The following is a 24,874-nucleotide window of genomic DNA, read 5'->3' as shown; positions in this document are numbered from 1 at the left end:
CTCACAGCTCCTTCAGCACCGCGCGCTCGGAGCGGCGGAAGACGATCAGGCCGAGGCCGAGCACGAGGAACGAGATCAGCACGGAGGTGAGGATGAGCGGCAGGTCGAGCTCGCTCGCGAAGAAGGTGGAGCGGTAGAGCGCGAAGATCCCGCTGAGCGGGTTGAGCGCGGCCCACGGCCGGATCGCGTCGGGCAGGTTCGCCGTCGAGTAGATGATCGGCGAGGCGTAGAAGAGGAAGCGCAGCACCAGCTTGATCGCGCGCTCGAGGTCGCGGAAGAAGACCACGAGCGGGGCGACCAGCAGGCCGACGCCGAGGGTGAGCACGCCCTGCAGCAGGATCGCGAGCGGGAAGAGCAGGATCGCCGGCGTCACTCCCGCGCCCGCGACGACCGCGAAGAGCACGAGCACCGGCAGACTTGCCACGAACTCGATGCCCTTGGAGAGCACGATCCGGCCGACCCAGATGGTGCGCGGGATCGACGTGGAGCGCACGAGCTTCGCCTCACGGAGGAAGGCCCGCGTCGCATCCGACGTCGCCTGGTTGAACCACATCCACGGCAGCAGGCCCGCGAGCAGGAAGACGATGTACGGGTCCTCGCCGACGGTGCGCTGGAACACCACGGTGAAGACGAAGTAGTAGATGCCCGACATCACCAGCGGGTCGAGCACCGACCAGACGTAGCCGAGCGCGCTGGTGGCGTAGCGGACCGTGAGGTCGCGCTTGGTCAGCAGCCAGAGCGAGTGCCGATAGCGCCAGGCCCGCGAGCGGTGCGGGCGCAGGGCGGTCGCGCCGGCGTCGACGCGTGCGGGACTGCTCACGGCAGGCGACTCCTCTCGACCGGCTCGGATCGAGCCGGACGAGACGCGAGCCTCAGACGAAGAGGTTCGCCCGCTCGAGATCCTCGGCGAAGTCCACCTCGACGGCGTAGAGGTCGGAGATGTCCATCGGCTCGACGAGCAGTCTGTCCTGCTCGATCGCCAACTCTATTCCACGCTCGAAGTAGTCCTGGGCGTCGACCCGGGCCAGCTGGCGGATGAGCGCCGGCTTGTCCGCGGCCGAGACGTAGTTGATCCCGACGGCCTCGCCGAGACCGCCCTTGACGGTCTTGGACAGCTCGTCGATGTAGCCCTCGGCGCTGGTCGTGTACTTGACCTCCTCGTCGGACACCTTCGCGGTGTTGACGGTGACGAAGGAGACGTCCTTCGCGATGAGGTCCGCGGTGCGGTCGAGGATGCGCGGGTCGAAGACGACGTCGCCGTTCATCCAGAGCACGCCGCCCTGGCCGGAGGCCTGCAGCGCGCGGAGGAGGCTCTTCGAGGTGTTGGTCTGGTCGTACTGCTCGTTGTAGACGAACGTCGCCGAGGGGAACGCCTCGATGATGTGCTCGAGCTTGTAGCCGACGACGATGCTCACCGGCACCTTCGTGCCGAAGGCGTGGTGGATGTTGTCGAACTGCTGCTGCATGATCGTGCGGCCGTCGCTCAGCGGCGTCAGCGGCTTCGGCAGGGAGCGGCCGAGCCGGCTGCCCATGCCTGCGGCGAGGATGACGACGGAGGCGGGCACACCGGTGGAGCCGCCGGTGGGGGCGGTCGGGAAGGGCTTGCTCGTCATGTGTTCTCCTCGCGTCGATCGCCGCGGAGCGATGAGTTCACCGCCGCGTAGCGATCATTAACCGGCGTGCAGCGACCTGATCGCTTCCTGGGTCGACACATAGTGTACAGTGCACGCCTTCGAAGGCCAGGGGTTGCCAGGAGCCGTGTCGGCGAGACGGATCGGACGCTCCTCTCCACAGGCCCCGGCGCGCCCCGTCCCCGTCCTGAGCGACTTGGTACCGTAGCCGGATGACGTCCGCGACGAACGCCGAGGAATCCGAGCGCGACGGCGCTCCGCCCGCCGAGTCGCCGACTCCCGCAGAATCCGTCGCGACGGAGACCGCTAATCCGGCCGCTCCCGCGCAGACGGCCGACCCCGCGCAGACGGCCGACCCCGCGCAGACGGCCGACCCCGCGCAGCAGCCCGAGACCGCCCAGCCCGCCGACCCCGAGCACCCCGTCGTCTTCGAGCTGCACGCCCTCACCCGCACCTTCGGGCGCACGGTGGCGGTCGACCGCATCGACCTCGCCGTCCGCGCCGGCACCTTCTACGGGATCATCGGCCCGAACGGCGCGGGCAAGACCACGACCCTGTCGATGATGACCGGCCTCCTCCGCCCCGACACCGGCCGCGTGCTCGTGCACGGCGTCGACGTCTGGAAGGACCCGCGCGCCGCGAAGCCGCTGATCGGCGTGCTGCCCGACCGCCTGCGCCTGTTCGACCGCCTCACCGGCGCGCAGTTCCTCTACTACTCCGCCGCGCTGCGCGGGATCGACCGGAAGACCGCCAAGCAGCGCACCGTGGAGCTCGCCGAGGCGCTCGGCCTGACCGACGCGCTCGAGCGGCTGATCTCCGACTACTCGGCCGGCATGGCCAAGAAGGTCGCGCTCGCCGGCGCCATGATCCACGCGCCCCGCGTCCTGGTGCTCGACGAGCCGTTCGAGTCGGTCGACCCGGTCTCCTCGGCCGCCGTGATCACCGTCCTGCGCCGCTTCGTCGCGGGCGGCGGCACGGTCGTGCTCTCCAGCCACGGCCTCGACTTCATCGAGCGCGTCTGCGACGACGTCGCCGTGATCGTGGGCGGCAAGGTCCTCGCCGCCGGGTCCGTCGAGGAGGTCGCGGGCACCGCGACGCTCGAGGAGCGCTTCCTCGAGCTCGCGGGCGGCAAGCAGATCGCCGAGGGGCTGCAGTGGCTGCACGACTTCTCCAGCTGAGGCTCGACGTCCTGCTCGGCGCCTTCCGCTCGGGCGCCCGGCACACGGGCGGCGCCCTGCTCGGAGTGCTCGTCGTCGTCGTGGCGACCGCCGCGCTCCTGGCAGGTCTCGGCACGCTCGAGCCCGGCTCCTGGCTCGCGGACGACGCCGTCGTCGCCGGGGGAGCGGTCGTCACGCTCGGCTTCCTGGTGCTCCCGTTCCTGCTCGGACCGAAGGATCCGATGGACCCGCGGGCGTTCCGGCTCTTCGGCATCCCGAGCGGCCGGCTCGCGGCCGCCCTCGCGCTGGCCGGGCTCGTCTCCCTCCCCGTGCTCGCGCTCGTCGTCCTCGGCGCGGCGACGATCCGGCTGTTCCCCGCCGCCGGCCTCCTGGCCGTGGTCGGTCCGCTGCTCGGCGTCCTCACCGCGGCGCTCCTGGGCCGGATCGGCCTCGCCGCCTCGTCGGCGCTGGTGCCCTCCCGTACGGCGCGGGAGCTGCTCGCGGTGCTCGGCCTCGTCCTCCTGCTCACCGCGCCGGTCGCGCTCGTGCTGACCACCGGACTCGACTGGGGCGGCGAGGGCTCCGAGGCGCTGGAGCGGCTCGCCGCCGTCCTCGCGCCGACCCCCTTCGGCGCCGCCTGGGCGATCGCGCCGAGCGCGGCCTCCGGGGCGGTCGCCGGCCCGCTGCTGACCGCGCTGCTCACCCTCGTCGTCGCCGGGGCGCTCTGGTGGCTGGTCGTCCGCGCGCTGACCGTCCGCCCCGAGCGCACCTCCCGGCCGCCGCGCGGACTCCGCCTGGGCTGGTTCGACGTCCTCGGCGGCAGCCGCACCGGTGCCATCGCCGCGCGCAGCACGACCTACTGGCTCCGGGACCCCCGCTACCAGGCGTCGCTCGTCGCGGTCCCGCTGCTCCCGGTGCTCGCCGTGGTGCTCCTGGCGCTGGTGGGAGTGCCGTTCCCGCTGCTCTCGCTGCTGCCCGTCCCGCTCGTCGCGCTGTTCCTCGGCTGGTTCCTGCATAACGACGTCGCCTACGACGGCTCGGCCTTCTGGCTGCACGCCGCCGCCGGGGTGCGCGGCTGGTCGGACCGGCTCGGCCGCGCCTTCCCGACGCTGCTGCTCGGCCTGCCGGTCGTCGTGCTCGGCTCGCTCGTCAGCAGCGCCACCTCCGGCCTCGACGATGCGCTGCCGGTCCTGCTCGCGGTGAACGCCGCGCTGCTCCTGGTGCCCGCGGGGGTCGCGAGCGCCCTCTCCGCGCGGCTCGCCTACCCGGCGCCGCGTCCCGGCGACAGCGCCTTCGTCCAGCCGCAGGCACCGGGAGCGAGCGGGGCCGGCTCGCAGGCGCTCGCCTTCGGCCTCGGGCTGCTTCTGTCAGCGCCGGCCGTCGTGCTGGCGGTGCAGACCCTGTTCTTCGAGGGCGACCGGGACCAGGCGATCCTCGCGGGCCTCGGCAGCGCGGTCGGCGTCTTCGCCCTCGGCGTGCTGCTCGGCGGCGTCCTCTTCGACCGCCGCGCGGCCGAGCTGGTCTCTTTCACCAGCCGCTACTGAGCCTCACGGAGCCCCGCCCGCTCCCGCGCTCCGAGCGTAGGATCGGAGCCATGACGTCCCGATTCGAGAACAGCAGCACCGACCCCCTCGAGGGAGGCGGAGGAACCGCCACCCTCGACCGCGAACTCGAGGAGCTCCTCAACCAGGAGACGATCGAGCCGGGCGACCACGAGCGCTTCTCCCACTACGTCCCGAAGGACAAGATCCTCGAGAGCGCGATGACCGGCAAGCCCGTCCGCGCCCTCTGCGGCAAGAAGTGGCTGCCGGGCCGCGACCCGGAGAAGTTCCCGGTCTGCCCCTCCTGCAAGGAGATCTACGCCCGGATGAAGTAGGGCGCGCGGCCCCGGCCCCCTCGGGAGCCGGGCCGGTCCCGTTCTGGGACCGTTCCGCTCAGGGACCGGTCCGCTCAGGCGTAGCGGGTCGGGATCACCGGGTCGCCGCGGCCGAGACGCAGCGCGTCCTGCGGCAGCTCGATCACGGCGTTCGCCCGGTGCTCGCGCGCGGCGACGACACCCGCCGCACCCAGGTGCTCCTCGCGGATCCGGCCGTCCTCGATCAGTGGCACCAGCAGCGCGCGCTCGTCCTCGCCGACCGCGCCCTCGGGTCCGGCTCCCACGTGCACGACCTCCTCGACGGCGATGCCGTCCTCGGTCAGGCGCCGCCCCGCGGACTTGCGCCCGCCGATGGAGGCCTTCGCCGCCGACTTCTTGGCGACCGAGACCCACTCGCCCGCGTCGTCCTCGTGCGCAACCAGCTTGTAGACCATGCCCGCGGTGGGGTGGCCGGAGCCGGTCGCGACCGAGGTGCCCACGCCGTAGGAGTCGACGGGGGAGGCGGCCAGCGCCGCGATGCCGTACTCGTCCAGGTCGTTGGTGACGGTGATCTTCGTGCCGGTGGCGCCGAGCCCGTCCAGCTGGGCGCGGACGGCGGCGACCTGCTGGGGGAGGTCACCCGAGTCGATCCGCACGGCGCCGAGCGAGGTGCCCGCCACCCGGACCGCGAGGTCCACCGCGGCGGTGACGTCGTAGGTGTCGACGAGGAGGGTCGTGCCCGGTCCGAGCGCGGCGACCTGCGCGCGGAAGGCGTCCTCCTCGGAGTCGTGCAGCAGCGTGAACGCGTGCGCGGAGGTGCCCATCGTCGGCACGCCCCAGCTGCGGCCCGCCTCGAGGTTCGAGGTCGCGCCGAAGCCCGCGATGTGCGCCGCGCGCGCAGCGGCGACCGCCGAGCGCTCGCCGGCCCGGCGCGAGCCCATCTCGGCCAGCGGCCGACCGTCGGCCGCCGAGACCATCCGGGCCGCGGCGCTCGCCACGGCGCTGTCGTGGTTGAGCACGCTCAGCACCAGCGTCTCGAGCAGCACGCCCTCGGCGAAGGGCGCCTCGACGATCAGCACGGGGGAGCCGGGGAGGTAGACCTCGCCCTCGCGGTAGCCCCACATGTCGCCCTGGAAGCGGTAATCGGCCAGCCAGTCCAGGGTGCGCGCGTCGACGACGCGGTTCTCCCGCAGCCAGTCGAGCTCGGCGTCGCCGAAGCGGAAGTGCGAGATCAGCTCGAGCAGGCGCCCGGTGCCGGCGAGGATCCCGTAGCGGCGGCCCGGCGGGAGGCTGCGGGCGAAGACCTCGAACATGCAGCGCCGGTCGGCGGTGCCGCTGCCGAGAGCGCCCTCGACCATCGTCAGCTCGTAGCGGTCGGTGAGGAAGGCCGTCGCGTCCATCCGACCAGTGTTCCATGCACCGTTCCCTGCACGGGGCACCCTCCCCGGGCGCGGGTAGGCTCTTCCTCCGTGACGGACGCACCCCTCGGCATCTTCGACTCCGGCGTCGGCGGACTCACCGTCGCCCGCGCCGTGATCGACCAGCTGCAGAACGAGTCGATCGTCTACCTCGGCGACACCGCGCACTCGCCCTACGGGCCCAAGCCCCTCGCCGACGTCCGCGCCTACGCACTGGACACCCTCGACACGCTGGTCGACCAGGGCGCCAAGCTGCTGGTGATCGCCTGCAACACCGCCTCGGCCGCGATGATGCGGGACGCGCGCGAGCGCTACACGACCGGCCGCGGCATCCCGGTGATCGAGGTCATCCAGCCGGCCGTCCGCAGCGCCGTCCGCGATACCCGCAACCGCCGCGTCGGCGTGATCGGCACCGTCGGGACGATCCGCTCGCGCGCCTACGACGACGCCTTCGTCGCCGCACCGGACCTCGAGCTGGTCACCGCCGCCTGCCCGCGCTTCGTCGAGTTCGTCGAGGCGGGCGTCACCTGGAGCGACGAGCTGCTGACGCTCGCCGAGGAGTACCTCGCGCCGATGAAGCAGGCGGGCGTCGACACCCTCGTGCTCGGCTGCACGCACTACCCGCTGCTGCGTGGCGCCATCGCCTACGTGATGGGCCCCGACGTCCGGCTGGTCTCGAGCGCCGAGGAGACCGCGCTCGACGTCTACCGCACACTGGTGGCGCACGGCCTGCAGCGCACCGCCGCCGCCCCGCCGACCTACCGCTGGGAGGAGACCGGATCGAGCGATTTCGTCCGCCTCGCCCGGCGCTTCCTCGGCCCCGAGGTCTCGAGCGTCGACCTCGTCGAGACCGGCACGATCAACCTGCGCGAGCTCGACCGGGCCGCGCGCCGCACGACTCCAGGGAGACCCGAGTGACCGACAGCACCGCCGCCCAGCCCGCCGCCGCCCAGCCCACCGTCAAGCGCAAGGACGGCCGCGCGCCCGACGAGCTGCGCGCGATCACCATCGAGCGCGGCTGGAGCACCCAGGCCGAGGGCTCCGCGCTGATCTCCTACGGGAACACCAAGGTGCTCTGCACGGCGTCCTTCACCAACGGCGTCCCGCGCTGGCTGCAGGGCAAGGGCAAGGGCTGGGTCACCGCGGAGTACGCGATGCTGCCCCGCGCCACCAACTCCCGGATGGACCGCGAGGCCGTCAAGGGCAAGGTCGGCGGGCGCACCCACGAGATCTCCCGGCTGATCGGCCGCAGCCTGCGCGCCGTCGTCGACACCAAGGCCCTCGGCGAGAACACGATCGTGATCGACTGCGACGTCCTCCAGGCCGACGGCGGCACCCGCACCGCGGCGATCACCGGCGCCTACGTGGCGATGGTCGACGCGATCGAGTGGGCCCGCGGCAAGAAGTACGTCGGCCAGAAGGCTCAACCGCTGATCGACAGCCTGTCGGCGGTCTCCGTCGGCATCATCGACGGCGTCCCGATGCTCGACCTGGCCTACGTCGAGGACGTGCGCGCGGAGACCGACATGAACGTCGTCGTCACCGGCCGCGGCCTCTTCGTCGAGGTGCAGGGCACCGCCGAGGGCGCCCCCTTCGACCGCCGCGAGCTCGACGCGCTGCTCGACCTCGCGGTCGGCGGCGCGGCCGACCTGGCCCGCTTCCAGACCGAGGCGCTCGCCGCGGGGCAGGACGCGTGAGCCTCGACCTCGTTCTCGCCACCCACAACGCGGGCAAGGTCGAGGAGTTCCGGGCGATGCTGGCCGGCGCGGTGCCGGGCGTCGGCGTCCGCGCCTACGACGGGCCGGAGCCGGTCGAGGACGGCGTCTCCTTCACCGAGAACGCGCTGATCAAGGCGCGGGCCGCGGCGGCGCACACCGGCCTCGTCTCGCTCGCCGACGACTCCGGCCTCTGCGTCGACGTGCTCGGCGGCTCGCCCGGCATCTTCTCGGCCCGCTGGTCGGGACGCCCGCACGACGCGGTCGCCAACTATGAGCTGCTGCTCGCGCAGCTGATCGACGTGAAGCCGGAGCACCGCGGCGCGCACTTCGTCTGCACGATCGCGCTGGTCGTCCCCGAGTCGGTCCTGCCCGGCGGCCGCGAGATCGTGGTCGAGGGCCGCTGGGACGGCGCGATCGCCACGGGCCCGCGCGGCACCAACGGCCACGGCTACGACCCGGTCTTCATCCCCGCCGGCTCTGCCCTCTCGGCCGCCGAGATCGCCCCCGCCGAGAAGAACGCCCGCAGCCACCGCGCCCGGGCCTTCACGGCCCTCCGAGCCGAGCTGACCGCCCTGGCGACCACCCTCTCCTGATCGGGGACCCAGCCTCCCGTCCGCGAGATGCCACTTGTGCACGCGACACGCCGTGTCGAGCGTGCACAAGTGGCATCTCGCGGGATCGGTCAGTGCTTGCGGTGCTTGTCGTCGACGGCGGTGGGGTCGAGGACGAGGGCACTCGCCTCCGACGCGTCGGTCTCCTTGTCGGCCGCGAGGCGGGCCTTGCGGCGCTGCTGGAGCAGGTGGAACACCGTCGGGATGATCGCGAGGGCCACGGCGCCGATCAGGATCACGTCGATGTAGTGCGAGACGAAGTCGGCGACGGGCGGGATGAAGGCGAGGAGCCAGCCGATCAGCGTCACGCCGCTGCCCCAGATCAGGGCGCCGATGGCGTTGTAGAGGCTGTACTTGCGGTAGTTCATGTGGGCGACGCCGGCGGCGATCGGCGCGAAGGTGCGGACGATCGGCACGAATCGCGCGAGGATCACCGCGAGGCCGCCGAAGCGCTCGAAGAAGGCGTTGGTGCGCTTGACGTTCTCGATGCTGAAGAGGCCCGACTCCTTGCGCTCGAAGATGCGCGGGCCGGCCTTGTGCCCGATCAGGTAGCCGACCTCGCCGCCGAGGAACGCCGAGAAGCCGACCGCGAGGCAGATCAGCCAGATCGGGACGCCCAGCCCGCCGTTGGAGGCGTTCTCGTGAGCCAGCAGGCCCGTGATGATCAGCAGGGTGTCGCCGGGGAAGAGGAAGCCGATCAGCAGGCCGGTCTCGGCGAAGACGATCAGGCAGACGACCAGCACGCCCCACGGACCGAACGAGGTGAGGATCGTCTCCGGGTCCAGCCAGGGGATCAGGGCGGCGTGGTTCAACGGTTCTCCAGTCGATCAGTGCCGTGCGGCCGGCCGACGCCGCAGCCGATCCTCGGTCTGCGGCGGCTCGACCGCGCTCACTGTACCGGCGAAACCGGGAAGACGGCCGGGGCGGCCCCCGAAGGTGGCGTGCCACGCCGGTCACTCCGAGCGCCCCTGGTGCGGAAGGTGGGACTCGAACCCACATGCCTCTCGGCACAGGAACCTAAATCCTGCGTGTCTGCCATTCCACCACTCCCGCGTGCGCGCTCCAGTGTAGGAGGGGAGCGCGAGCAGGGGCCCGCGCGGAGACCGCGTGGCCGCCAGTCGCGCTGCGGGTCAGGTGCGCGGGCGCCGGTGCGGCAGGTACCGCGGGATCCAGCGCGAGAGCGCGGCGGCACCGGCCAGCCCGAGCACGCCCATCGCTCCCGCAGCGAACGGCAGCGAGACCGCCGCGGTCAGCGCGGATACCGCGATCGGCGCCGCGGCGTTGCCCGCGTCGCCGGTGAAGCGGAACGCCCCGAGGAAGGGCGCCGGATCCTTCGGCGGTGCGAGATCCGCGGCGATCGTCATCAGGATGCCCGAGCCGATCCCGTTCGCCACCGCGAGGACGCAGGCCACCGCGATGAACCAGGGCACCGGGTCGGCGGCGAGGAGTGTCGCCACCAGCAGAAGGTGCCCGACCCCGAGGCCGATCATCGACGGGATCGCTGTGGCGCCGCGGCCGAAGCGGTCCATCACCTGTCCGCCCGCGTAGAAGAGGGCGAAGTCGAGGGCCCCGGCGATGCCGATGATGATCGCCGTGTCGGTCTCGGCGAGGCCGAGGCTGACCGCCCAGAGCGGGAGGATCAGCGTCCGGCTCGCGCGCAGGGCGCCGATCACGGCGGCGCCCGAGCCCATCCGCGCGAGCACGCCGCGGTGCGAGCGGAGGGTGCGGACCAGGCCGGGGGAGGACTCCGGCACGGCCGCGGCCTCGGCGGCGGCGTCGAGTGCGGGGTCGGCGGCGGCGGCCGCCGCGCGGCGCAGCACCGTCGCCGGGTCGGGCACCAGCAGCAGCACGACCACCGCGGCCACGCAGCAGGCGATGTGCACCCAGAAGATCGACTCGACCGAGCCGCTGAGGTGCACGACCCCCGCCGCGAGGAACGGACCGATCAGCCAGCCCGCGCGGAACACCCCCGCGAGCGAGGACAGCGCCCGGGCCCGATGGCTGATCGGCACGAACGAGGTCATGAAGGCGTGCCGGGCGAGCGCGAAGACCGCCGTCGCGAGGCCGATCAGGAAGACGCCCACGGTCAGCGTCACCCACGAGGTGGAGACGAGGCAGATCACCAGGCCGAGGATCGAGGCGGCCGAGGCGGCGAGCATCGCGCCGCGCTCGCCGATCCGCGAGACGATCCAGCCGCTCGGGATGTCGCCCGCGAGCTCGCCGATCATGATCATTCCCGCGACGAGGCCGGCGATCGCCAGCGTCGCCCCGAGGTCGCCGGCGACGGCGGGGAGGAGGGGGATGATCGCGCCCTCGCCGACCGAGAAGAGCAGTGTCGGCAGGAAGGTCGAGAGCAGGAGGGGCCCGACGGGGAAGGGGCGCTCGGCGGTGCTGCTCACCAGCCCCATCCTAAGCGCCGCCCGGGCGGCCGCCCGCGGTGACCCCCGGCGCCCCCGGTAGTCTGGAGCCACCATGCTGGACAACGACTTCACCGAGCAGATCACTGCTCTCCGCTCCACCTTCTCCGACATCCTCGCCGTCATCGACGTCGACGAGCTCCGCTCGAAGATCGAGGAGCTGAACGAGCAGGCGGGCGTCCCCGACCTCTGGGACGACACCGACAACGCGCAGAAGGTGACCAGCGCGCTGAGCCACCGCCAGTCCGAGCTCGCCCGGATCACCGCGATCGAGCGGCGCCTGGACGACCTCGAGGTCCTGGTCGAGATGGCCAACGAGGCCGACGACGCCGAGTCCGAGCAGGAGGCGATCGCCGAGCTCGACGCCCTGCAGAAGACCATGGGCGAGCTCGAGGTGCAGACCCTCCTCGACGGCGAGTACGACGACCGCCCCGCCGTCATCACCATCCGCGCGGGCGCCGGCGGCGTCGACGCCTCCGACTTCGCCGAGATGCTGATGCGGATGTACCTCCGCTGGGCCGAGAAGCACAAGTACCCCGCGACCGTGATGGACGCGAGCTACGCGGAGGAGGCCGGCATCAAGTCCGCCACCTTCCAGATCGACGCGCCCTACGCCTTCGGCACCCTCTCCGTCGAGGCCGGCACCCACCGCCTCGTGCGGATGAGCCCGTTCGGCGCCGCGGGCAAGCGCCAGACGTCCTTCGCCGCGGTCGAGGTCATCCCGCTGATGGAGGAGGCCGGCGCGATCGAGATCCCGGACAACGACATCCGCGTCGACGTCTTCCGCTCCTCCGGCCCCGGCGGCCAGTCGGTCAACACGACCGACTCCGCGGTGCGCCTGACCCACCTCCCCACCGGCCTGGTCGTCTCGATGCAGAACGAGAAGAGCCAGATCCAGAACCGCGCTGCCGCCATGCGCGTGCTGCAGTCGCGCCTGCTGCTGCTGCAGAAGGAGCAGGAGGCCGCGACCAAGAAGGAGCTGGCCGGCAACATCACCGCGAGCTGGGGCGACCAGATGCGCAGCTACGTCCTCGCGCCGTACCAGATGGTCAAGGACCTCCGCACCGACCACGAGGTCGGCAACCCCTCGCACGTCTTCGACGGCGACCTCGACGGCTTCATCGCCGCCGGCATCCGCTGGCGCAAGTCCGCCTGACCCGGAGGGCGCCGAAGGCGGCGACGAGCGGTCAGCTCGGCGCGCCGGGCGGCCGGACGGGTCACTCTCCGGAATCGTCGCTTACCCTCGTACCGACATGATTCGCTTCGACAACGTCTCCAAGCAGTATCGGGGTGGCACGAGACCCGCCCTCAGCGCCATCGATCTCGAGATCCTCCGGGGCGAGTTCGTCTTCCTCGTCGGCGCCTCCGGGTCCGGCAAGTCCAGCTGCCTCCGCCTGATCCTCAAGGAGGAGCGGCCCTCCTCCGGCTCGATCCACGTGCTCGGGCAGAACCTGGGCAAGATCTCGAGCCGCAAGGTCCCCTACTTCCGCCGCAACATGGGCGTGGTGTTCCAGGACTTCCGGCTCCTCCCGAACAAGTCCGTCTTCGACAACGTCGCCTTCAGCCTCCAGGTGATCGGCAAGTCGAAGGGCTACATCCAGGAGGCGGTCCCCGACACGCTCAAGATGGTGGGCCTCGCCGGCAAGGCCGCGCGCCTGCCGCACGAGCTCTCCGGCGGCGAGCAGCAGCGCGTCGCCATCGCCCGCGCCGTGGTCAACAAGCCCGCGGTCCTCCTCGCCGACGAGCCGACCGGAAACCTCGACCCGACGACCAGCGCCGGCATCATGGCGCTGCTCGAGCGGATCAACGCCGGCGGCACGACCGTGATCATGGCCACCCACGAGGCCGGCATCGTCGACCAGATGAAGCGCCGCGTCATCGAGCTCTCGGCGGGCAGCATCGTCCGCGACGAGAGCCGGGGCGGCTACGGCCAGACCGAGAGCATCACCGTCGTGCACGACGGCGTCGTGGTCGTCGCGGCCGACGACCACCCGACCACCACGTCCTCGATCGCCGTCCCCGTGATCACCGAGAGTGCGCTCGCGCCAGCCGAGGTCCCGGAGGTCGACCTGCGCCGCGCGCCGGCGCCCGCCGCCGCCGCTCCGGAGCTCCCCGAGCACGGCGCCGCGTTCGCCCGACCGCGCCTGCAGCAGACCGCGCCGCAGCCCCGCGTCCCGGAGGGCCGCCGCTCGGCCGCCGCCCCCGAGACCCATGTCGCTCCGGCGCGCCCCACCACCCGGTCGAACCCGGTCGTCCCGCCGCCGCCCCCCGCCCCGACCGAGGCGCCCGCCTCGCCGCGCGTGGTCGAGCTGCAGAGCCAGACCGGCCCGATCTACCTCCCCGCCGACACCGGGGCCCTCCCCGAGGAGTCTCTCGCGGCCCGCCTCGGGCTGCGCGCCCACGCGGGCGAGGGCGACGAGTCCGGGGACGACCAGCAGGATGTAGGACCCGTCAAGTGAGATACGCACTGATCTGGTCGGAGGTCTCCAGCGGCCTCCGGCGCAACGTCTCCATGGTCGTCTCGGTGATCCTGGTGACCTTCATCTCGCTCACCTTCGTCGGCACCGCGATCCTGCTGCAGATGCAGATCGGCCAGATGAAGAACTTCTGGTACGACAAGGCCCAGGTCGCGGTGTACATGTGCACCGCCACCTCCGGCGGCGCGAACTGCAGCGGCTCCGACGCGACGCAGGAGCAGATCGACACCGTCGAGTCGCAGCTCGCGGGCGCGACGCTCGCCCCGTACATCGACCGCTCCTACTTCGAGGACCACGACCAGGCCTACGCGAACTTCCAGGAGCAGTTCGCCGGGAACCCGGTCGCCGAGTACGTCACGCCCGACCTGCTCAACCAGACCTTCTGGATCAACCTGAAGGACCCGACGCAGTCGGACGTGCTCGTGGAGAGCCTGTCCAGCGTCTCGGGGGTCGAGAGCGTCACGGATCAGAAGCAGTACCTCGACCAGATCTTCTCGATCCTCAACGCGGCCAGCTACACGGCCATCGGCATCGCCGTGCTGATGCTCGTGGCGGCGGTGCTGCTGATCGCGACGACGATCCGATTGTCGGCGTTCTCGAGGAGACGGGAGCTGGGCATCATGCGGCTCGTGGGCGCCTCGAACCGGTTCATCCAGACCCCCTTCATCCTCGAGGGCGTGTTCGCGGCGCTGCTCGGCTCGATCCTCGCGGGGGTCGCGGTCGTGGCGATCGTGGTCTTCTTCGTGCAGGGGTTCCTCGCGTACCGGATCCCGCTGACGTCGTTCGTGGGCGTCGACGACGCGCTGATCGTGGTGCCGATCCTGATCGTGGTGGGGATCGTCCTGGCGGCGATCTCGGCGAACGTGGCGATCGCGCGGTACCTGCGGGTCTAGACCGCCCGGCGCTCTCGGCCGCGTGCGGCCGTATACTGGTGGGCTGCCCCGATCGGGGCGGCCCACCATCGCTCTCGGACCGAAGGAGCAGCCGTGCCCAGGGAACAGGGACAGAAGGTCGTCGCGACCAATCGCAAGGCGCGCCACGACTACCTCATCGAGGACACCTACGAGGCGGGACTCGTGCTCTCGGGCACCGAGGTCAAGTCGCTCCGCAACGGCCGCGCGTCGCTGGTCGACGGCTATGCCTTCGTCGACGGCGGTGAGGCGTGGCTCGACGCCGTGCACATCAACGAGTGGGCCCAGGGCACCTGGACGAACCACCCGCCGCGCCGGAAGCGCAAGCTGCTGCTGCACAAGGCGCAGATCCTCAAGATCCACAACAAGGTGAAGGAGGGTGGGTACACGCTGATCCCGCTCTCGCTCTACTTCAGCGACGGCAAGGCCAAGGTCGAGCTCGCGGTCGCGAAGGGCAAGAAGGACTACGACAAGCGCCAGGTGCTCCGCGAGCGCCAGGACCGCCGCGAGGCCGACCGCGCCATGTCCACCCGCCGCCGCATGGGCGAGTAGGCCGTCCGCGCCGATGTCCCGCAAGCGGGGGAGGCGCGCGCTCCGGTCCTGAGAGACTGGAGGACGTGACCTCTCCCGACAGTGCCCCCGACGCGCCGCCCACTGCCGCGGAGGAGAGGACGCGCTGGCGGGCCTTCGCGGTCGCGGTGTCGGTCGCCGCCTTCACGATCCTCGACCTCTCGAAGGTCAACGTCGGGCTGCCCTCGATCGAGAAGTCGCTCTCGGCCGATCCGAGCCAGCTGCAGCTGATCGTCGCCGGCTACGCGCTCGCGTTCGGTCTCTCGCTCGTTCCCTCCGGACGGCTCGGCGACATCAAGTCGCGGCGCCTGCTGTTCCTCGTCGGCCTCACCGCATTCACGCTCGCGAGCCTGCTCTGCGCCGTCGCGCCGACGATCGAGCTCCTCGTCGTCGCCCGCTTCGTCCAGGGCATCGCCGCCGGCATCCAGATGCCGCAGGTGCTCGGCCTGGTGCAGCAGCTGTTCACCGGGGCTGCACGGGCCCGCGCCTTCGGCGTCTTCGGCGCCGTGATCGGCCTCTCCACGGCGTTCGGGCCGACCCTGGGCGGCCTGCTCATCGCGATCGGTGGCGAGCAGGACGGCTGGCGGCTGCTGTTCTGGATGAACATCCCGCTCGGCATCGCCGCGCTGGTCTTCGCCTGGAAGCTGCTGCCGAAGGTGCAGCGCACACCGCAGGGCGACACCTCGCTCGACCCGGTCGGCCTGCTGCTGCTGGGCGTGACGATCTTCGCCTTCATGCTGCCGTTCCTGCTGACCACCGGTGCCTCGACGGACTCGCCGTTCCGCTGGTTCTGGCTGCTGCTGGCGGTCGTCGCCGCGTACGCCTTCGTGAAGTGGGAGGCGCACTACGCCGCGAAGGACCGCACCCCGGTCATCGACTTCCGGATCTTCCGCACCAGCTCGTACCGCAACGGGATCCTGGTCGCGACCTCCTACTTCGCGGCCATCCCGGCGACCTTCCTGCTGACGACGCTCTTCCTCCAGCAGGGCCTCGGCCTCGCGCCGGTGTTCGCGGGCATGGTCAGCATCCCGTTCGCGCTGACCTCGGCGGTGACCGCCTGGTACGGCGGCAAGCTCGTCCAGCGCTACGGTCGCGCCCTCGTCGTGCTGGGCATCGTGCTCGTCGTCATCGGCTTCACGCTGGTGCTGCTGGCGGCCGAGCTCCTGCCGGCCGAGACGGCCGCCTACGGGATGGGGGCGGCGATGCTCGTCGCCGGCGCGGGCGGCGGCTTCGTCGTCTCGCCGAACCAGACGCTGACGCTCGCCGAGATCTCGCCCGAGCAGGGCGGCGTGGCGGGCTCGGTCGGCCAGCTCGGTCAGCGCGTCGGCACCGCGGTCGGCACGGCCTGCGCCTCGGCGATCTTCTTCGCCACCCTCGCCAGCGAGGCGGGGATGGCGGAGGGGCTCGACCGGTACCACGACGCCTTCCGCAACGGCTACTTCGTCACCCTCGGGCTGATCGCACTCGCCCTCGTGCTCGGACTGCTCGATCTGCGCCGTCGACGGGTCACCGCCCGCGCGACGAGGTAGACTCTTCTCTCGTAACTCCACAGTGTGCGACGACGACCCACTCCACCCGGCCCAGTGTCGGCCAAGGCTCAGTGCCGGTGAGTGCTCGCGGGGATGATCGGTTTCGACATTGCCTGCGAAACTGCGAGAAGCGGGTCGAGGATTCAGGGTTATCTCGTTAACGATCTCTGAAAAACACAGGTGCCGAACAGAAGCGCACCGACTTCGCTCTCGCTGCCTAAGCCAGAGTAGATAGTCCGTCAGCCCGTGGGTGCGTCCTCGCCCCGGATCCTGGCGTCATCTAGAGGACTTGCTGCGTCGTTACGCCTGAGGGCGACGCGGGACTTGCACTCGGGCTGGGCCCGTCGACCGATGCGCCAGTGGTAACGGTCGGGGCCGAGTAGAACGCTCTCACTGGCTACACCCGTAGAAGGCGCAGAATCACAGCGATGGACGGGGGTTCGATTCCCCCCATCTCCACCACCGGTCGTCGTCGCACACGTGGAGCTGCTGCCCCGAGCCGCTGCCGCTCCGCGCCGCCGTTGCTCCGAGCTGCCGTCGGTCCGAGCCGTCACTCCGGACGCACGTCCAGCTGGCGGACGCGGCCGTAGAGGGTCAGCAGCGCGAGGCGCTCGTCGTCGTCGCGTTCAGCGCCGTTCTCGGGCCCCTGGAGCGTCTCGGGAGGCGTCCACGCGCGGTAGAGGTTCTCGGGCGTGACGACCGTCGCCATCGCTCCCTCCGGGTAGTGCGCGTGGGCATCGAGGGGCAGCTCGGCGAATCCGCTCGGGAGCATCCGCGCGAGTGCCTGCGTGAGCGGTGCGAGGCGCTCGGCGCGCTCGTCGTCGACGGTCAGCGTCACCGCGTTCATCGCCGCGAGAGCGGCAGCCAGGTGCTCGACGGCATGGTCGTCCGCGCACTCCTCCGTGACCAGGAGGGCGACGACGCCGCGGGGCTTCAGCCAGCCCAGGACGGCCTCCTCGGCGCCGCCGTGCACCGACACGACCCGGTCCGAGGTCAGCGCGTAGTCGTGGATCAGCCGGGACCAGCGCCGGACGGAGTCCTCGGTCGAGTCGGCCAGCGCCTCCGCCGCCGAGAGCAGCGCGCACTGCCGCTGCAGCCGGGTGAAGAGGCTGTCCGCCGGCCGGAACTCGTGCTCCGCCGTCGCCGAGCGCTCCGGCTCCGCGCTCTCCGGAACGTCTCCTGCGTGCTCGTGCATCTTCGACTCCTGCAGCGCTTCGCGGCACCCCCGAGCCGTTCGCCGATCGTGTGTGATCGTCCTCCCACAGTGCGCGTGCGCCGCGAACCTGTCAATCGAGGCGCGGAGGGGATTGACCCGGACGGCGGGCGTCCGGGCTGGTCGTCAGCGCGCGGCGCCGAAGAGGCTGCCCGTGGTCTCGCCGGTCGCCGGGTCGAAGACGGCGCAGAGCACGGCGCGGTCGCCGTGGCGCCAGCTGACCTCGGACGGGACGAAGCTGCGGTACTCGAGGGCGGAGTCGCCGTAGGCGATGCCCATCACCGCGCCGAACTCGGGCTCGCAGCCGGCGTCCGCCTGCGCCAGCAGGGTGTTGCGGCTGGTGTAGTCGTCGCCGGGCTGCGCGAAGACGTGGAAGACCTCGAGGTCGTGGCTGTCCGCGCAGGGGACGGCCTCGAAGTCGGCGACGCGGTCGTCGTCCGGCTCCCGGAGGCAGTCGCCCTTCGCCACAGAGAAGGCGTCGACGACGCCCGCGGTGGTGACCGTGCCGCCCTCGTCGCGGAGCGCTGCCGGATCGTCGGAGCCGACGACGGACGAGCACGCCGCGAGCGGGAGCACAGCGGTGAGGAGTGCCGCCGCGAGGAGCGCCGAGCGCCGGCTCATCGGCGGGCGGCGATCGCGAGGACCTCGTCGTGCAGGAGGCCGTTGGTCGCGACGGCGCTGCCGTGCCAGGGGCCGTCCTCGCCGTCGGCGGAGGTGAAGCGGCCGCCCGCCTCCTGGACGATCGGGACCAGGGCGGCGAGGTCGTAGGGCTTCACGTCGAACTCGCCCGCGCCGTCGATGAGGCCCTCGGCGACCAGCATGTAGGGCCAGGCGTCGCCGTAGGCCCGGTCGCGCCAGACCGTGCGCGCGAGCTCCAGCAGCTGCTCGAGCCGGCCGGCGCCGTCCCACTGCTGGATGCTGTTGTAGCTGAAGGTGGCGTCGGCGAGGGACGCGACTCCGGAGACCTGGAGCCGGCGCGGCTCCTCGGCGGCGGGGGCGACCAGGACGCCGCGCAGGCCGTCCGGCAGGTCGAGGCTGCCCAGGGGAGCGCGGCTCTCGTCCACCCAGGCGCCGGCGCCCTGGGAGGCCCACCAGCGCTTGCCGAGGGCGGGGGCCGAGACGACGCCGACCACCGGGACGCCGTCGATCGCCAGCGCGATGAGGGTGGCCCAGATCGGGACGCCGCGGACGAAGTGCGCCGTGCCGTCGATCGGGTCGAGGATCCACTGGCGCGAGGCCTCGCCGGAGGTGCCGAACTCCTCGCCGAGGATCGCGTCGTCGGGGCGCTCGGAGGCGAGGAGCGCGCGGATCGCCTCCTCGACGGCGCGGTCCGCATCCGAGACGGGCGTGCTGTCGGGCTTGGTGTCCACGACGAGGTCGAGGGCGAGGAAGCGCTCGCGCGAGATCGCGTCGGCGGCGTCGGCGAGGCGGAGGGCGAGGCGGAGGTCGTCGTCGAGGGTCACGCGTCCACGATACTGAGCGCCCCTGGCGGAGGGGCGCACTGCATGCTGGTCGAGTAGCGCACAGCGCGTATCGAGACCCGCCCCTCGGAGCACGCTGGATCTCGATACGCCCGCTGCGCGGGCTACTCGATCAGCATGGCGCGAGTGTCGATTTGACGAAACGGGGGTGGGCGCTGGTAATGTGATCCCTCGGTTCGGCACGCACGATTCGCCGGTCACCACGCACCTCTAGCTCAATCGGCAGAGCAACTGACTCTTAATCAGTGGGTTCTCGGTTCAAGTCCGAGGGGGTGCACCACATCGAGACGCCCGCCACTCCGGCGGGCGTTTCGTCGTTTCCGGAGCGTCCGACGTCGTCGCGCTCCGCCTGGGCATCCCCGCAACGTGCGGCGTCGCCCCGTGCGCTCCCCGCCGCGTCCGTGGGAGGCTGCCCTCTTCGTCCGATCCGCTCGATGGTGCGCGCCCCTTCCCCCACCCGAAAGGACCGCCGTGCCAGAAGACGCCCTGCAGGAAGTCGGCTCCATCGCCCTCGCCGTGCTGATCGCCGTCGTGATCGCCGTCGTCGTGACCGCGGTCGTGGCGCTGATCATCCGCTCGATCGGCAAGCGCAAGACGTGGGCCCGGCTGCTGATCCGCCGGGTGCGCATCCCGTTCCGGGTGCTGCTGCTCACGATCGCCGTCTGGGCCGCGCTCGCCGCCACCGTCTCCGGTGACACCTGGCCGGGGCTCGTCGACAGGATCTTCCAGATCGCCACGATCGGCGCCGCAGCCTGGCTGGTCGGCGCGACCTTCGTCTTCCTCGAGGACCTGGGCGCCGAGCGCTACCGCACCGACACCGCCGACAACCGGCGGGCTCGCCGCCTGCGCACCCAGATGACGATCATCCGGCGGGTGGCCGTCGCGGCCGTCGTCGTGATCGCGATCGGCGCCTCGCTGCTGACCTTCCCCGAGGCGCGGACCGCCGGAGCCTCCCTGCTGGCCTCGGCCGGTGTGCTCTCGATCGTCGCCGGTCTCGCCGCGCAGTCGAGCCTGACCAACATCTTCGCGGGGATGCAGCTCGCCTTCAGCGACGCGATCCGCCTGGACGACGTGGTCATCGTCGAGAACGAGTGGGGCCGGATCGAGGAGATCACCCTGACCTACGTGGTCGTGCACCTCTGGGACGACCGCCGCCTGGTGCTGCCGACCAACTACTTCACCACCCAGCCGTTCCAGAACTGGACCCGCACCGGCTCCGAGCTGCTCGGCGCCGTCGAGCTCGATCTGGACTGGCGCGTGCGCCCCGACGAGATGCGCACCGAGCTGCACCGGATCCTCGAGGAGACCGACCTCTGGGACCAGCGGGTCAGCGTCCTGCAGGTCACCGACGCGGTCGGCGGCTACGTCCGGATCCGCGTGCTCGTCACCGCGAAGGACGCTCCGACGCTCTTCGACCTGCGCTGCTACGTCCGCGAGGGGCTGGTGAGCTGGCTGCACGAGAGCGACCCGATCGCCCTGCCGCGCCAGCGCGTGGAGATGCAGCACGAGGAGGCGGGCACCGCCCCCGCACCGCGCAGCCGCACGAAGTCGGCGCCGGACAACCTGTTCTCGGGCGACCAGCAGTCCAACGAGCGCGGCGCGCTCTTCACCGGGCTGATCGACCTCCGCGAGACGCCGGACCGCGACGGCCGCCGGCACGACTGACCGCCACGGCGGGCGCGACCGGGCCTAGCCGCGCTCGCCCGCGAAGGTGAGCAGCGCCTCGGCGATCTGCGCGTCGGCCTCCTCGTGGCTGATCGTGGCGGTGCCGTCGCCCGGCTGCGGGCCGTACCAGCCGAAGTCGGCGTGGTTCGACCCGTCGATCTCGACGAAGCGCGCGTCGGCGGGCAGCCGGTCGCTCGCCGCGGCGACCTTCTCCGGGGTGCTCAGGCCGTCCTCCGAGCCGCTCACGCTCAGCACGGGCAGTCCCGACGCGGACAGGTCGTTCGCGCAGTAGCTGCCGAAGAGCACGAGGCCCGCGACCTCGGGGTCCTCGCCCCACTGGCAGGCCTTCACGCCGCCCAGGGAGTGGCCGCCGACCAGCCACTCGTCGACGCCGTCGGCCTGCGCCGTGAAGCTCTCGAGCGAGCGCAGGTCGAAGAACGCCAGATTGAGGATCGGCCGGGTGATCACGACGCTCGCGCCCTCCTCGACGAGCGGCGCGAGGGTCGCCTCGTAGGAGGCCGCGTCGACCTTGGCGCCGGGGACGAAGACGAGGCCGACGCCGTCGAGGTCGGTGCCCGCGTCGTCCGTCGGGGTGAGCACGATCGCGGTGTCGGTGCGCTCGACGGCGACCGCGGGGTCCGCGTCGACGCGGGCGAGCGCCTCCGGATCGGGGCCCATCACGATCGAGGACCAGGTCAGGAAGCCGAGGACCGCGACCGTGAGGAGCGCGCCCAGGCTCAGGAGGACGATCCGGAGCGGACGGCGGCGCCTTCGCGGGGAGGCTGCGCGCGCGGCCCGGGCGCTCATCGGTGCCGCGCGATCGCGTCGGCGGCCTGGACCAGCGCGAGGTGCGAGAGCGCCTGCGGGGTGTTGCCCGCGTGGCGCCGGTTCTCGACGTCGTACTCCTCCGAGAGCAGGCCGACGTCGTTGCAGAGCCCGACGAGGCGGTCCATCAGCGTGCGGGCGTCGTCGAGACGGCCGGAGTCGGCGTACTGCCGGACCAGCCAGAACGAGCAGGCCAGGAAGGGATGCTCACCGCCGGCCAGGCCGTCGACCGAGGACTCCGTGCGGTAGCGGTGCAGCAGGCCGTCGTGCATCAGCGCCCGCTCGAGCTCGGCGACCGTGCCGAGCATCCGCGGGTCGTCCGCGGCGACGAAGCCGACCATCGGCAGCACGAGCAGCGAGGCGTCCACCTCGGTGGAGCCGTAGGACTGCACGTAGTGGCCGCGCTCGGAGTCGAAGCCCTGCTCCTCGATCTCGGCGCGGACGGTGTCGCGCAGCCGCTCCCAGGTCTCGACCGGGCCGTCGAGCCCGTGCTCGCGGACGGCGCGGACGCCGCGGTCCAGCGCCGCCCAGACCATGACCCGGGAGTGGGTGAAGTGCCTCGGCTCGCCGCGGATCTCCCAGATGCCGTTGTCGGGCCGCTGCCAGTTGCTCTCGACGAAGCCGAGCAGCGCGCGCTGCAGTGGCCAGGAGAACTCGGTCTCGTCCACTCCGGCCACGCGCGCCTCGTGCAGCGCCACCATCACCTCGCCGATCACGTCGGCCTGGTACTGGTCGACGGCCGCGTTGCCGATCCGGACGGGGGAGGCGCCGTCGTAGCCGGGCAGGCTCGGCATCTCCCGCTCGGCCAGGTCGCGCTCGCCTGCGAGGCCATACATGATCTGCACGTCCTCCGGCGAGCCGGCGACCGCCCGGAGCAGCCAGGCGCGCCACTTCTGCGCCTCCTTCTCGAAGCCGTGCGCGAGCAGGGCCTCGAGGGTGAGGGACGCGTCGCGGAGCCAGACGTAGCGGTAGTCCCAGTTGCGGCTGCCGCCGAACTCCTCGGGGAGGGAGGTGGTCGCGGCGGCGACGATGCCGCCGGTCTGGTCGTCGGTGAGGGCGCGCAGCGTGAGCAGAGAGCGGACCACGGCCTCGCGGTGCGGGCCGTCGTAGCGGATCGCGCCGGCCCAGTCCGTCCACCAGCGGACCGTGCGCTCGATCGCCTTGTCGACGTCGAGCACCTTCGGGGCGCGCTGGTGCGAGGGGAACCAGGCCATCGAGAGGTCGACCGTCTCGCCGGCTGCGACGTCGAACTCGGCGGAGTGCACGTGGTCGGTCGCCGAGAGGCGCACGCCGCGGACGACGACCGCGTCGGGGCCGGCGACGGCGACCAGCAGCGGATCCTCGTCCGTCCCCTCCTGGCGCACCCACGGCATCGTGCGGGCGTAGTCGAACCGGATCCGCAGCTCCTGGCGCATCCGCACCGAGCCGGAGACGCCCTTCACGCGGCGGACCAGCTCGGCGCGGTCGTCACGGAGCGGCATCACGTCGGTGACCTCGGCGACGCCGGTCGCGGTGGTCCAGGTGGTGACGAGGGCGAGGGTGTCGCCGAGGTAGTGCCGCTCCACGGTGGCGTCCGCGTCCACCGGCCGGAGCGACCAGCGGCCCTGGTCGTCACCGCCGAGGAGCGCGCCGAAGATCGAGGCGGAGTCGAAGCGGGGGAGGCAGAGCCAGTCGATGCCGCCGTCACGGGAGACGAGAGCGGCGGTGCGGCAGTCGGAGAGGACGGCGTAGTCCTCGATCGGGGAGACCATGCGCTGATCCTGGCAGCAGAACGCTGGGCGCTCCTGCGAGCACCGCGGACCGCCGACCCGGACACGCCGCCGTCAAGGCCGGGAAACGGTCGGCGGAGGCGCCGTAGGGTGTGGCGCATGCCTCAGTCGGTCCACACGCTGCTCATCCTCGGTGCGACGGGCGACCTGTCCGCCCGCCTCCTCCTCCCCGCTGTCGGTCAGCTCCTGACCCGCGAGCCCGATCGCCGCCTGCACCTCGTCGGCGCCGGTCAGGAGGACTGGACGCAGGAGCACTGGCACGAGGTGGTGTCCACGTCGTTCGCCACGGAGACCGCCTCGGGCGCCGGCATCGACGCCCTCGTCTCGGGCACGCGCTACCAGCAGGTGGACGTGACGGATCCGGAGGCGCTCGCCGCGCTGCTCGCGAGCTGCGAGGGACCCGTCGCGATCTACTTCGCCCTGCCGCCCGCCGTCGCCGCGAAGGCCTGCGACGCGCTCGCCGCGCACGAGCTGCCGGAGGGGACGGTCCTCGCGCTCGAGAAGCCGTTCGGCACCGACGAGAAGAGCGCTCGGGACCTGAACGCGCGCGTCGCGGCGCTCGTCCCCGAGGACCGCGTGCACCGCGTCGACCACTTCCTCGGCCGTGCGACCGTCATGAACCTGCTCGGGTTGCGCTTCGCGAACCGGATCCTCGAGCCGCTGTGGTCCGCGGAGCACATCGAGAGCGTCGCGATCGTCTACGACGAGCAGCTGGGCCTCGAGGGGCGCGCGGGCTACTACGACGGCGCGGGTGCGCTGATCGACATGATCCAGAGCCACCTGCTGCAGGTGCTGGCGGTCGTCGCGATGGAGCCGCCGTCGACCCTCGGCGCGGCGGACCTGCGCGACGCCAAGGGTATCGTGCTGCGGGCGACGCGGCTGCACGGCGAGGACCTGAGTGCGAACTCGCGTCGGGCGCGCTACACCGCCGGCTCGGTCGACGGGCGCGAGCTCCCCGCTTACACGGACGAGAAGGGCGTCGACCCGTCGCGCAAGACCGAGACGCTGGCCGAGCTGACCGTCGAGATCGACACCTGGCGCTGGGCGGGCGTGCCGTTCACGCTGCGCTCGGGCAAGGCGCTGGGGGAGCGGCGGCGCGAGATCGTCATCCGCTTCAAGCCGGTGCCGCACCTGCCGGCCGGCTTCCACGGGACGGCGGAGGCGTCGGTGCTGCGGCTGTTCCTCGCGCCGGACCAGATGGCGCTGGAGCTGAACATCAACGGCCCGGGCGACCCCTACACGCTCGAGCGCGCGTCGCTCGAGGCGACCTTCGGTGCGGGGGAGCTGCTGGCCTACGGCGAGGTCATCTCCGGGATCCTCGACGACGACCCGTCGCTCTCGGTCCGCGGCGACGCGGCCGAGGAGTGCTGGCGCATCGTCCAGCCCGCGATCGACGCCTGGCGCGCCGACGACGTGCCGCTGGACGAGTACCCGGCCGGCAGCGAGGGCCCGGAGAGCTGGCCGGCGGTCTGAGCGCGCGGGATCTCGATACGCCCTCTGCGAGGGCTACTCGATCAGCATGGGAGAGATGCTGGTCGAGTAGCTGCGGAGCGGCGTATCGAGACCCGGCGGCGGGCGCGCAGGGCGTTTCGCGCCACAGCACGGCCGGGCTCCGCTCCGACCTACT

23 protein-coding genes, 2 tRNA genes and 1 other RNA gene are annotated in these 24,874 nt (G+C 71.9%); 15 read left to right on the top strand and 11 right to left on the bottom strand.

All coding sequences use genetic code 11. The annotated features are described in order from the left end of the window. Nucleotide 1: 1 nt before the first annotated feature. Together EDF36_RS18035 and EDF36_RS18030 are read right to left on the bottom strand one after the other, a co-directional pair. A complete protein-coding gene (locus tag EDF36_RS18035) occupies nt 2–820 on the bottom strand; it encodes an ABC transporter permease (protein ID WP_397459915.1) in 819 nt (272 codons plus the stop codon). Nucleotides 821–872: 52 nt separating this feature from the next. After that, nucleotides 873–1,565, bottom strand: coding sequence for an NTP transferase domain-containing protein (locus EDF36_RS18030; RefSeq protein ID WP_123705583.1), 693 nt, complete (start codon nt 1,563–1,565; stop codon nt 873–875). Between the two features lie 278 nt (nt 1,566–1,843). On the opposite strand from EDF36_RS18030, the gene EDF36_RS18025 reads away from it, so the two are divergent. The 3 genes from EDF36_RS18025 to EDF36_RS18015 are packed head-to-tail and all read left to right on the top strand — an operon-like array spanning nt 1,844 to nt 4,664. Next, nucleotides 1,844–2,809 (top strand): ABC transporter ATP-binding protein, encoded by a 966-nt coding sequence (locus EDF36_RS18025; protein WP_123734043.1) that lies wholly within the window; start codon nt 1,844–1,846, stop codon nt 2,807–2,809. Further along, nucleotides 2,785–4,332 carry an ABC transporter permease gene (locus EDF36_RS18020; protein WP_123734042.1) on the top strand — a complete coding sequence of 516 codons (1,548 nt, stop codon included), beginning with the start codon at nt 2,785–2,787 and terminating at the stop codon, nt 4,330–4,332. Before EDF36_RS18025 ends, EDF36_RS18020 begins: the two co-directional genes overlap by 25 nt. A 50-nt stretch (nt 4,333–4,382) precedes the next feature. Beyond that, a complete protein-coding gene (locus EDF36_RS18015) occupies nt 4,383–4,664 on the top strand; it encodes a DUF3039 domain-containing protein (protein WP_123448008.1) in 282 nt (93 codons plus the stop codon). Nucleotides 4,665–4,738: 74 nt separating this feature from the next. On the opposite strand, the gene EDF36_RS18010 is transcribed toward EDF36_RS18015, so the two are convergent. Then, on the bottom strand, nt 4,739–6,043 hold the full coding sequence (locus tag EDF36_RS18010) for a nicotinate phosphoribosyltransferase (RefSeq protein ID WP_123734041.1): 1,305 nt from the start codon (nt 6,041–6,043) through the stop codon (nt 4,739–4,741). A 69-nt stretch (nt 6,044–6,112) separates the two neighbouring features. Here EDF36_RS18010 and murI point away from each other — a divergent pair, with 69 nt between their 5' ends. Genes murI through EDF36_RS17995 form a run of 3 tightly spaced genes read left to right on the top strand, consistent with a single transcriptional unit; the run spans nt 6,113 to nt 8,372 of the window. Beyond that, the gene (gene murI, locus EDF36_RS18005) at nt 6,113–6,979 is read left to right on the top strand and encodes a glutamate racemase (protein ID WP_123734040.1); all 867 of its coding nucleotides are present in this window, start codon (nt 6,113–6,115) and stop codon (nt 6,977–6,979) included. After that, the gene (rph, locus tag EDF36_RS18000) at nt 6,976–7,758 is read left to right on the top strand and encodes a ribonuclease PH (RefSeq protein WP_123705079.1); all 783 of its coding nucleotides are present in this window, start codon (nt 6,976–6,978) and stop codon (nt 7,756–7,758) included. The genes murI and rph overlap by 4 nt, the downstream gene beginning before the upstream one ends. After that, on the top strand, nt 7,755–8,372 hold the full coding sequence (locus EDF36_RS17995; protein WP_123734039.1) for a non-canonical purine NTP pyrophosphatase: 618 nt from the start codon (nt 7,755–7,757) through the stop codon (nt 8,370–8,372). Before rph ends, EDF36_RS17995 begins: the two co-directional genes overlap by 4 nt. Before the next feature lie 89 nt (nt 8,373–8,461). Here EDF36_RS17995 and EDF36_RS17990 read toward each other — a convergent pair whose 3' ends face one another. The 3 genes from EDF36_RS17990 to EDF36_RS17980 form a co-directional block, all read right to left on the bottom strand. Next, nucleotides 8,462–9,202, bottom strand: a complete 741-nt coding sequence (locus EDF36_RS17990) for a DedA family protein (RefSeq protein WP_123705077.1) — start codon at nt 9,200–9,202, stop codon at nt 8,462–8,464. Between the two features lie 157 nt (nt 9,203–9,359). Next, a tRNA-Leu gene (locus EDF36_RS17985) sits at nt 9,360–9,443 on the bottom strand. Nucleotides 9,444–9,520: 77 nt separating this feature from the next. Further along, entirely contained in the window at nt 9,521–10,789 is a 1,269-nt protein-coding gene (locus EDF36_RS17980; protein ID WP_260300778.1) for an MFS transporter, read from the bottom strand. A gap of 73 nt (nt 10,790–10,862) precedes the next feature. On the opposite strand from EDF36_RS17980, the gene prfB reads away from it, so the two are divergent. From prfB to ssrA, 6 genes are all read left to right on the top strand, one after another. After that, entirely contained in the window at nt 10,863–11,963 is a 1,101-nt protein-coding gene (gene prfB, locus EDF36_RS17975; RefSeq protein ID WP_123448001.1) for a peptide chain release factor 2, read from the top strand. A 97-nt stretch (nt 11,964–12,060) separates the two neighbouring features. Then, nucleotides 12,061–13,266, top strand: coding sequence for a cell division ATP-binding protein FtsE (gene ftsE / locus EDF36_RS17970; RefSeq protein WP_123734037.1), 1,206 nt, complete (start codon nt 12,061–12,063; stop codon nt 13,264–13,266). Continuing rightward, nucleotides 13,263–14,177 carry a permease-like cell division protein FtsX gene (gene ftsX, locus EDF36_RS17965; RefSeq protein ID WP_123447997.1) on the top strand — a complete coding sequence of 305 codons (915 nt, stop codon included), beginning with the start codon at nt 13,263–13,265 and terminating at the stop codon, nt 14,175–14,177. Before ftsE ends, ftsX begins: the two co-directional genes overlap by 4 nt. Before the next feature lie 93 nt (nt 14,178–14,270). After that, entirely contained in the window at nt 14,271–14,747 is a 477-nt protein-coding gene (smpB, locus tag EDF36_RS17960; protein WP_123447996.1) for an SsrA-binding protein SmpB, read from the top strand. Between the two features lie 65 nt (nt 14,748–14,812). After that, nucleotides 14,813–16,294 (top strand): MFS transporter, encoded by a 1,482-nt coding sequence (locus EDF36_RS17955; RefSeq protein WP_311316356.1) that lies wholly within the window; start codon nt 14,813–14,815, stop codon nt 16,292–16,294. A gap of 89 nt (nt 16,295–16,383) precedes the next feature. Beyond that, nucleotides 16,384–16,756: a transfer-messenger RNA gene (ssrA, locus tag EDF36_RS17950) on the top strand. Nucleotides 16,757–16,844: 88 nt separating this feature from the next. On the opposite strand, the gene EDF36_RS17945 is transcribed toward ssrA, so the two are convergent. From EDF36_RS17945 to EDF36_RS17935, 3 genes are all read right to left on the bottom strand, one after another. After that, on the bottom strand, nt 16,845–17,489 hold the full coding sequence (locus tag EDF36_RS17945) for a hypothetical protein (protein WP_123734036.1): 645 nt from the start codon (nt 17,487–17,489) through the stop codon (nt 16,845–16,847). Nucleotides 17,490–17,633: 144 nt separating this feature from the next. After that, nucleotides 17,634–18,128 carry a septum formation family protein gene (locus EDF36_RS17940; protein WP_123447994.1) on the bottom strand — a complete coding sequence of 165 codons (495 nt, stop codon included), beginning with the start codon at nt 18,126–18,128 and terminating at the stop codon, nt 17,634–17,636. Beyond that, nucleotides 18,125–18,970, bottom strand: coding sequence for an inositol monophosphatase family protein (locus EDF36_RS17935; RefSeq protein ID WP_123734035.1), 846 nt, complete (start codon nt 18,968–18,970; stop codon nt 18,125–18,127). The genes EDF36_RS17940 and EDF36_RS17935 overlap by 4 nt, the downstream gene beginning before the upstream one ends. 222 nt (nt 18,971–19,192) lie before the next feature. On the opposite strand from EDF36_RS17935, the gene EDF36_RS17930 reads away from it, so the two are divergent. Together EDF36_RS17930 and EDF36_RS17925 are read left to right on the top strand one after the other, a co-directional pair. After that, nucleotides 19,193–19,268: transfer RNA gene (locus tag EDF36_RS17930), tRNA-Lys, on the top strand. 191 nt (nt 19,269–19,459) lie between these two features. Continuing rightward, nucleotides 19,460–20,653 carry a mechanosensitive ion channel family protein gene (locus EDF36_RS17925; protein ID WP_123734034.1) on the top strand — a complete coding sequence of 398 codons (1,194 nt, stop codon included), beginning with the start codon at nt 19,460–19,462 and terminating at the stop codon, nt 20,651–20,653. A gap of 24 nt (nt 20,654–20,677) precedes the next feature. Here EDF36_RS17925 and EDF36_RS17920 read toward each other — a convergent pair whose 3' ends face one another. Then, nucleotides 20,678–21,460 carry an alpha/beta hydrolase gene (locus tag EDF36_RS17920; protein WP_123734033.1) on the bottom strand — a complete coding sequence of 261 codons (783 nt, stop codon included), beginning with the start codon at nt 21,458–21,460 and terminating at the stop codon, nt 20,678–20,680. Then, entirely contained in the window at nt 21,457–23,229 is a 1,773-nt protein-coding gene (locus EDF36_RS17915; protein ID WP_123734032.1) for a glycoside hydrolase family 15 protein, read from the bottom strand. Before EDF36_RS17915 ends, EDF36_RS17920 begins: the two co-directional genes overlap by 4 nt. A 117-nt stretch (nt 23,230–23,346) precedes the next feature. Between EDF36_RS17915 and EDF36_RS17910 the strand changes: the two genes are divergently transcribed. Continuing rightward, nucleotides 23,347–24,720 (top strand): glucose-6-phosphate dehydrogenase, encoded by a 1,374-nt coding sequence (locus tag EDF36_RS17910; RefSeq protein ID WP_185020538.1) that lies wholly within the window; start codon nt 23,347–23,349, stop codon nt 24,718–24,720. The last annotated feature ends 154 nt before the right edge of the window (nt 24,721–24,874 follow it).

The sequence above is a fragment of the Rathayibacter sp. PhB152 genome, from assembly GCF_003751395.1.
Classification (GTDB): Bacteria; Actinomycetota; Actinomycetes; order Actinomycetales; family Microbacteriaceae; genus Rathayibacter; species Rathayibacter festucae.
This window is presented reverse-complemented; position numbering and strand designations above follow the sequence as displayed.

Coding starts and splice junctions, on each gene's coding strand:
- EDF36_RS18025 (WP_123734043.1), top strand. CDS start 1,844: ATGACGTCCGCGACGAACGCCGAGGAATCCGAGCGCGACGGCGCTCCG.
- EDF36_RS17920 (WP_123734033.1), bottom strand. CDS start 21,460: ATGAGCGCCCGGGCCGCGCGCGCAGCCTCCCCGCGAAGGCGCCGCCGT.
- EDF36_RS17915 (WP_123734032.1), bottom strand. CDS start 23,229: ATGGTCTCCCCGATCGAGGACTACGCCGTCCTCTCCGACTGCCGCACC.
- ftsE (WP_123734037.1), top strand. CDS start 12,061: ATGATTCGCTTCGACAACGTCTCCAAGCAGTATCGGGGTGGCACGAGA.
- prfB (WP_123448001.1), top strand. CDS start 10,863: ATGCTGGACAACGACTTCACCGAGCAGATCACTGCTCTCCGCTCCACC.
- EDF36_RS18015 (WP_123448008.1), top strand. CDS start 4,383: ATGACGTCCCGATTCGAGAACAGCAGCACCGACCCCCTCGAGGGAGGC.
- EDF36_RS17940 (WP_123447994.1), bottom strand. CDS start 18,128: ATGAGCCGGCGCTCGGCGCTCCTCGCGGCGGCACTCCTCACCGCTGTG.
- EDF36_RS17910 (WP_185020538.1), top strand. CDS start 23,347: ATGCCTCAGTCGGTCCACACGCTGCTCATCCTCGGTGCGACGGGCGAC.
- EDF36_RS18010 (WP_123734041.1), bottom strand. CDS start 6,043: ATGGACGCGACGGCCTTCCTCACCGACCGCTACGAGCTGACGATGGTC.
- EDF36_RS17945 (WP_123734036.1), bottom strand. CDS start 17,489: ATGCACGAGCACGCAGGAGACGTTCCGGAGAGCGCGGAGCCGGAGCGC.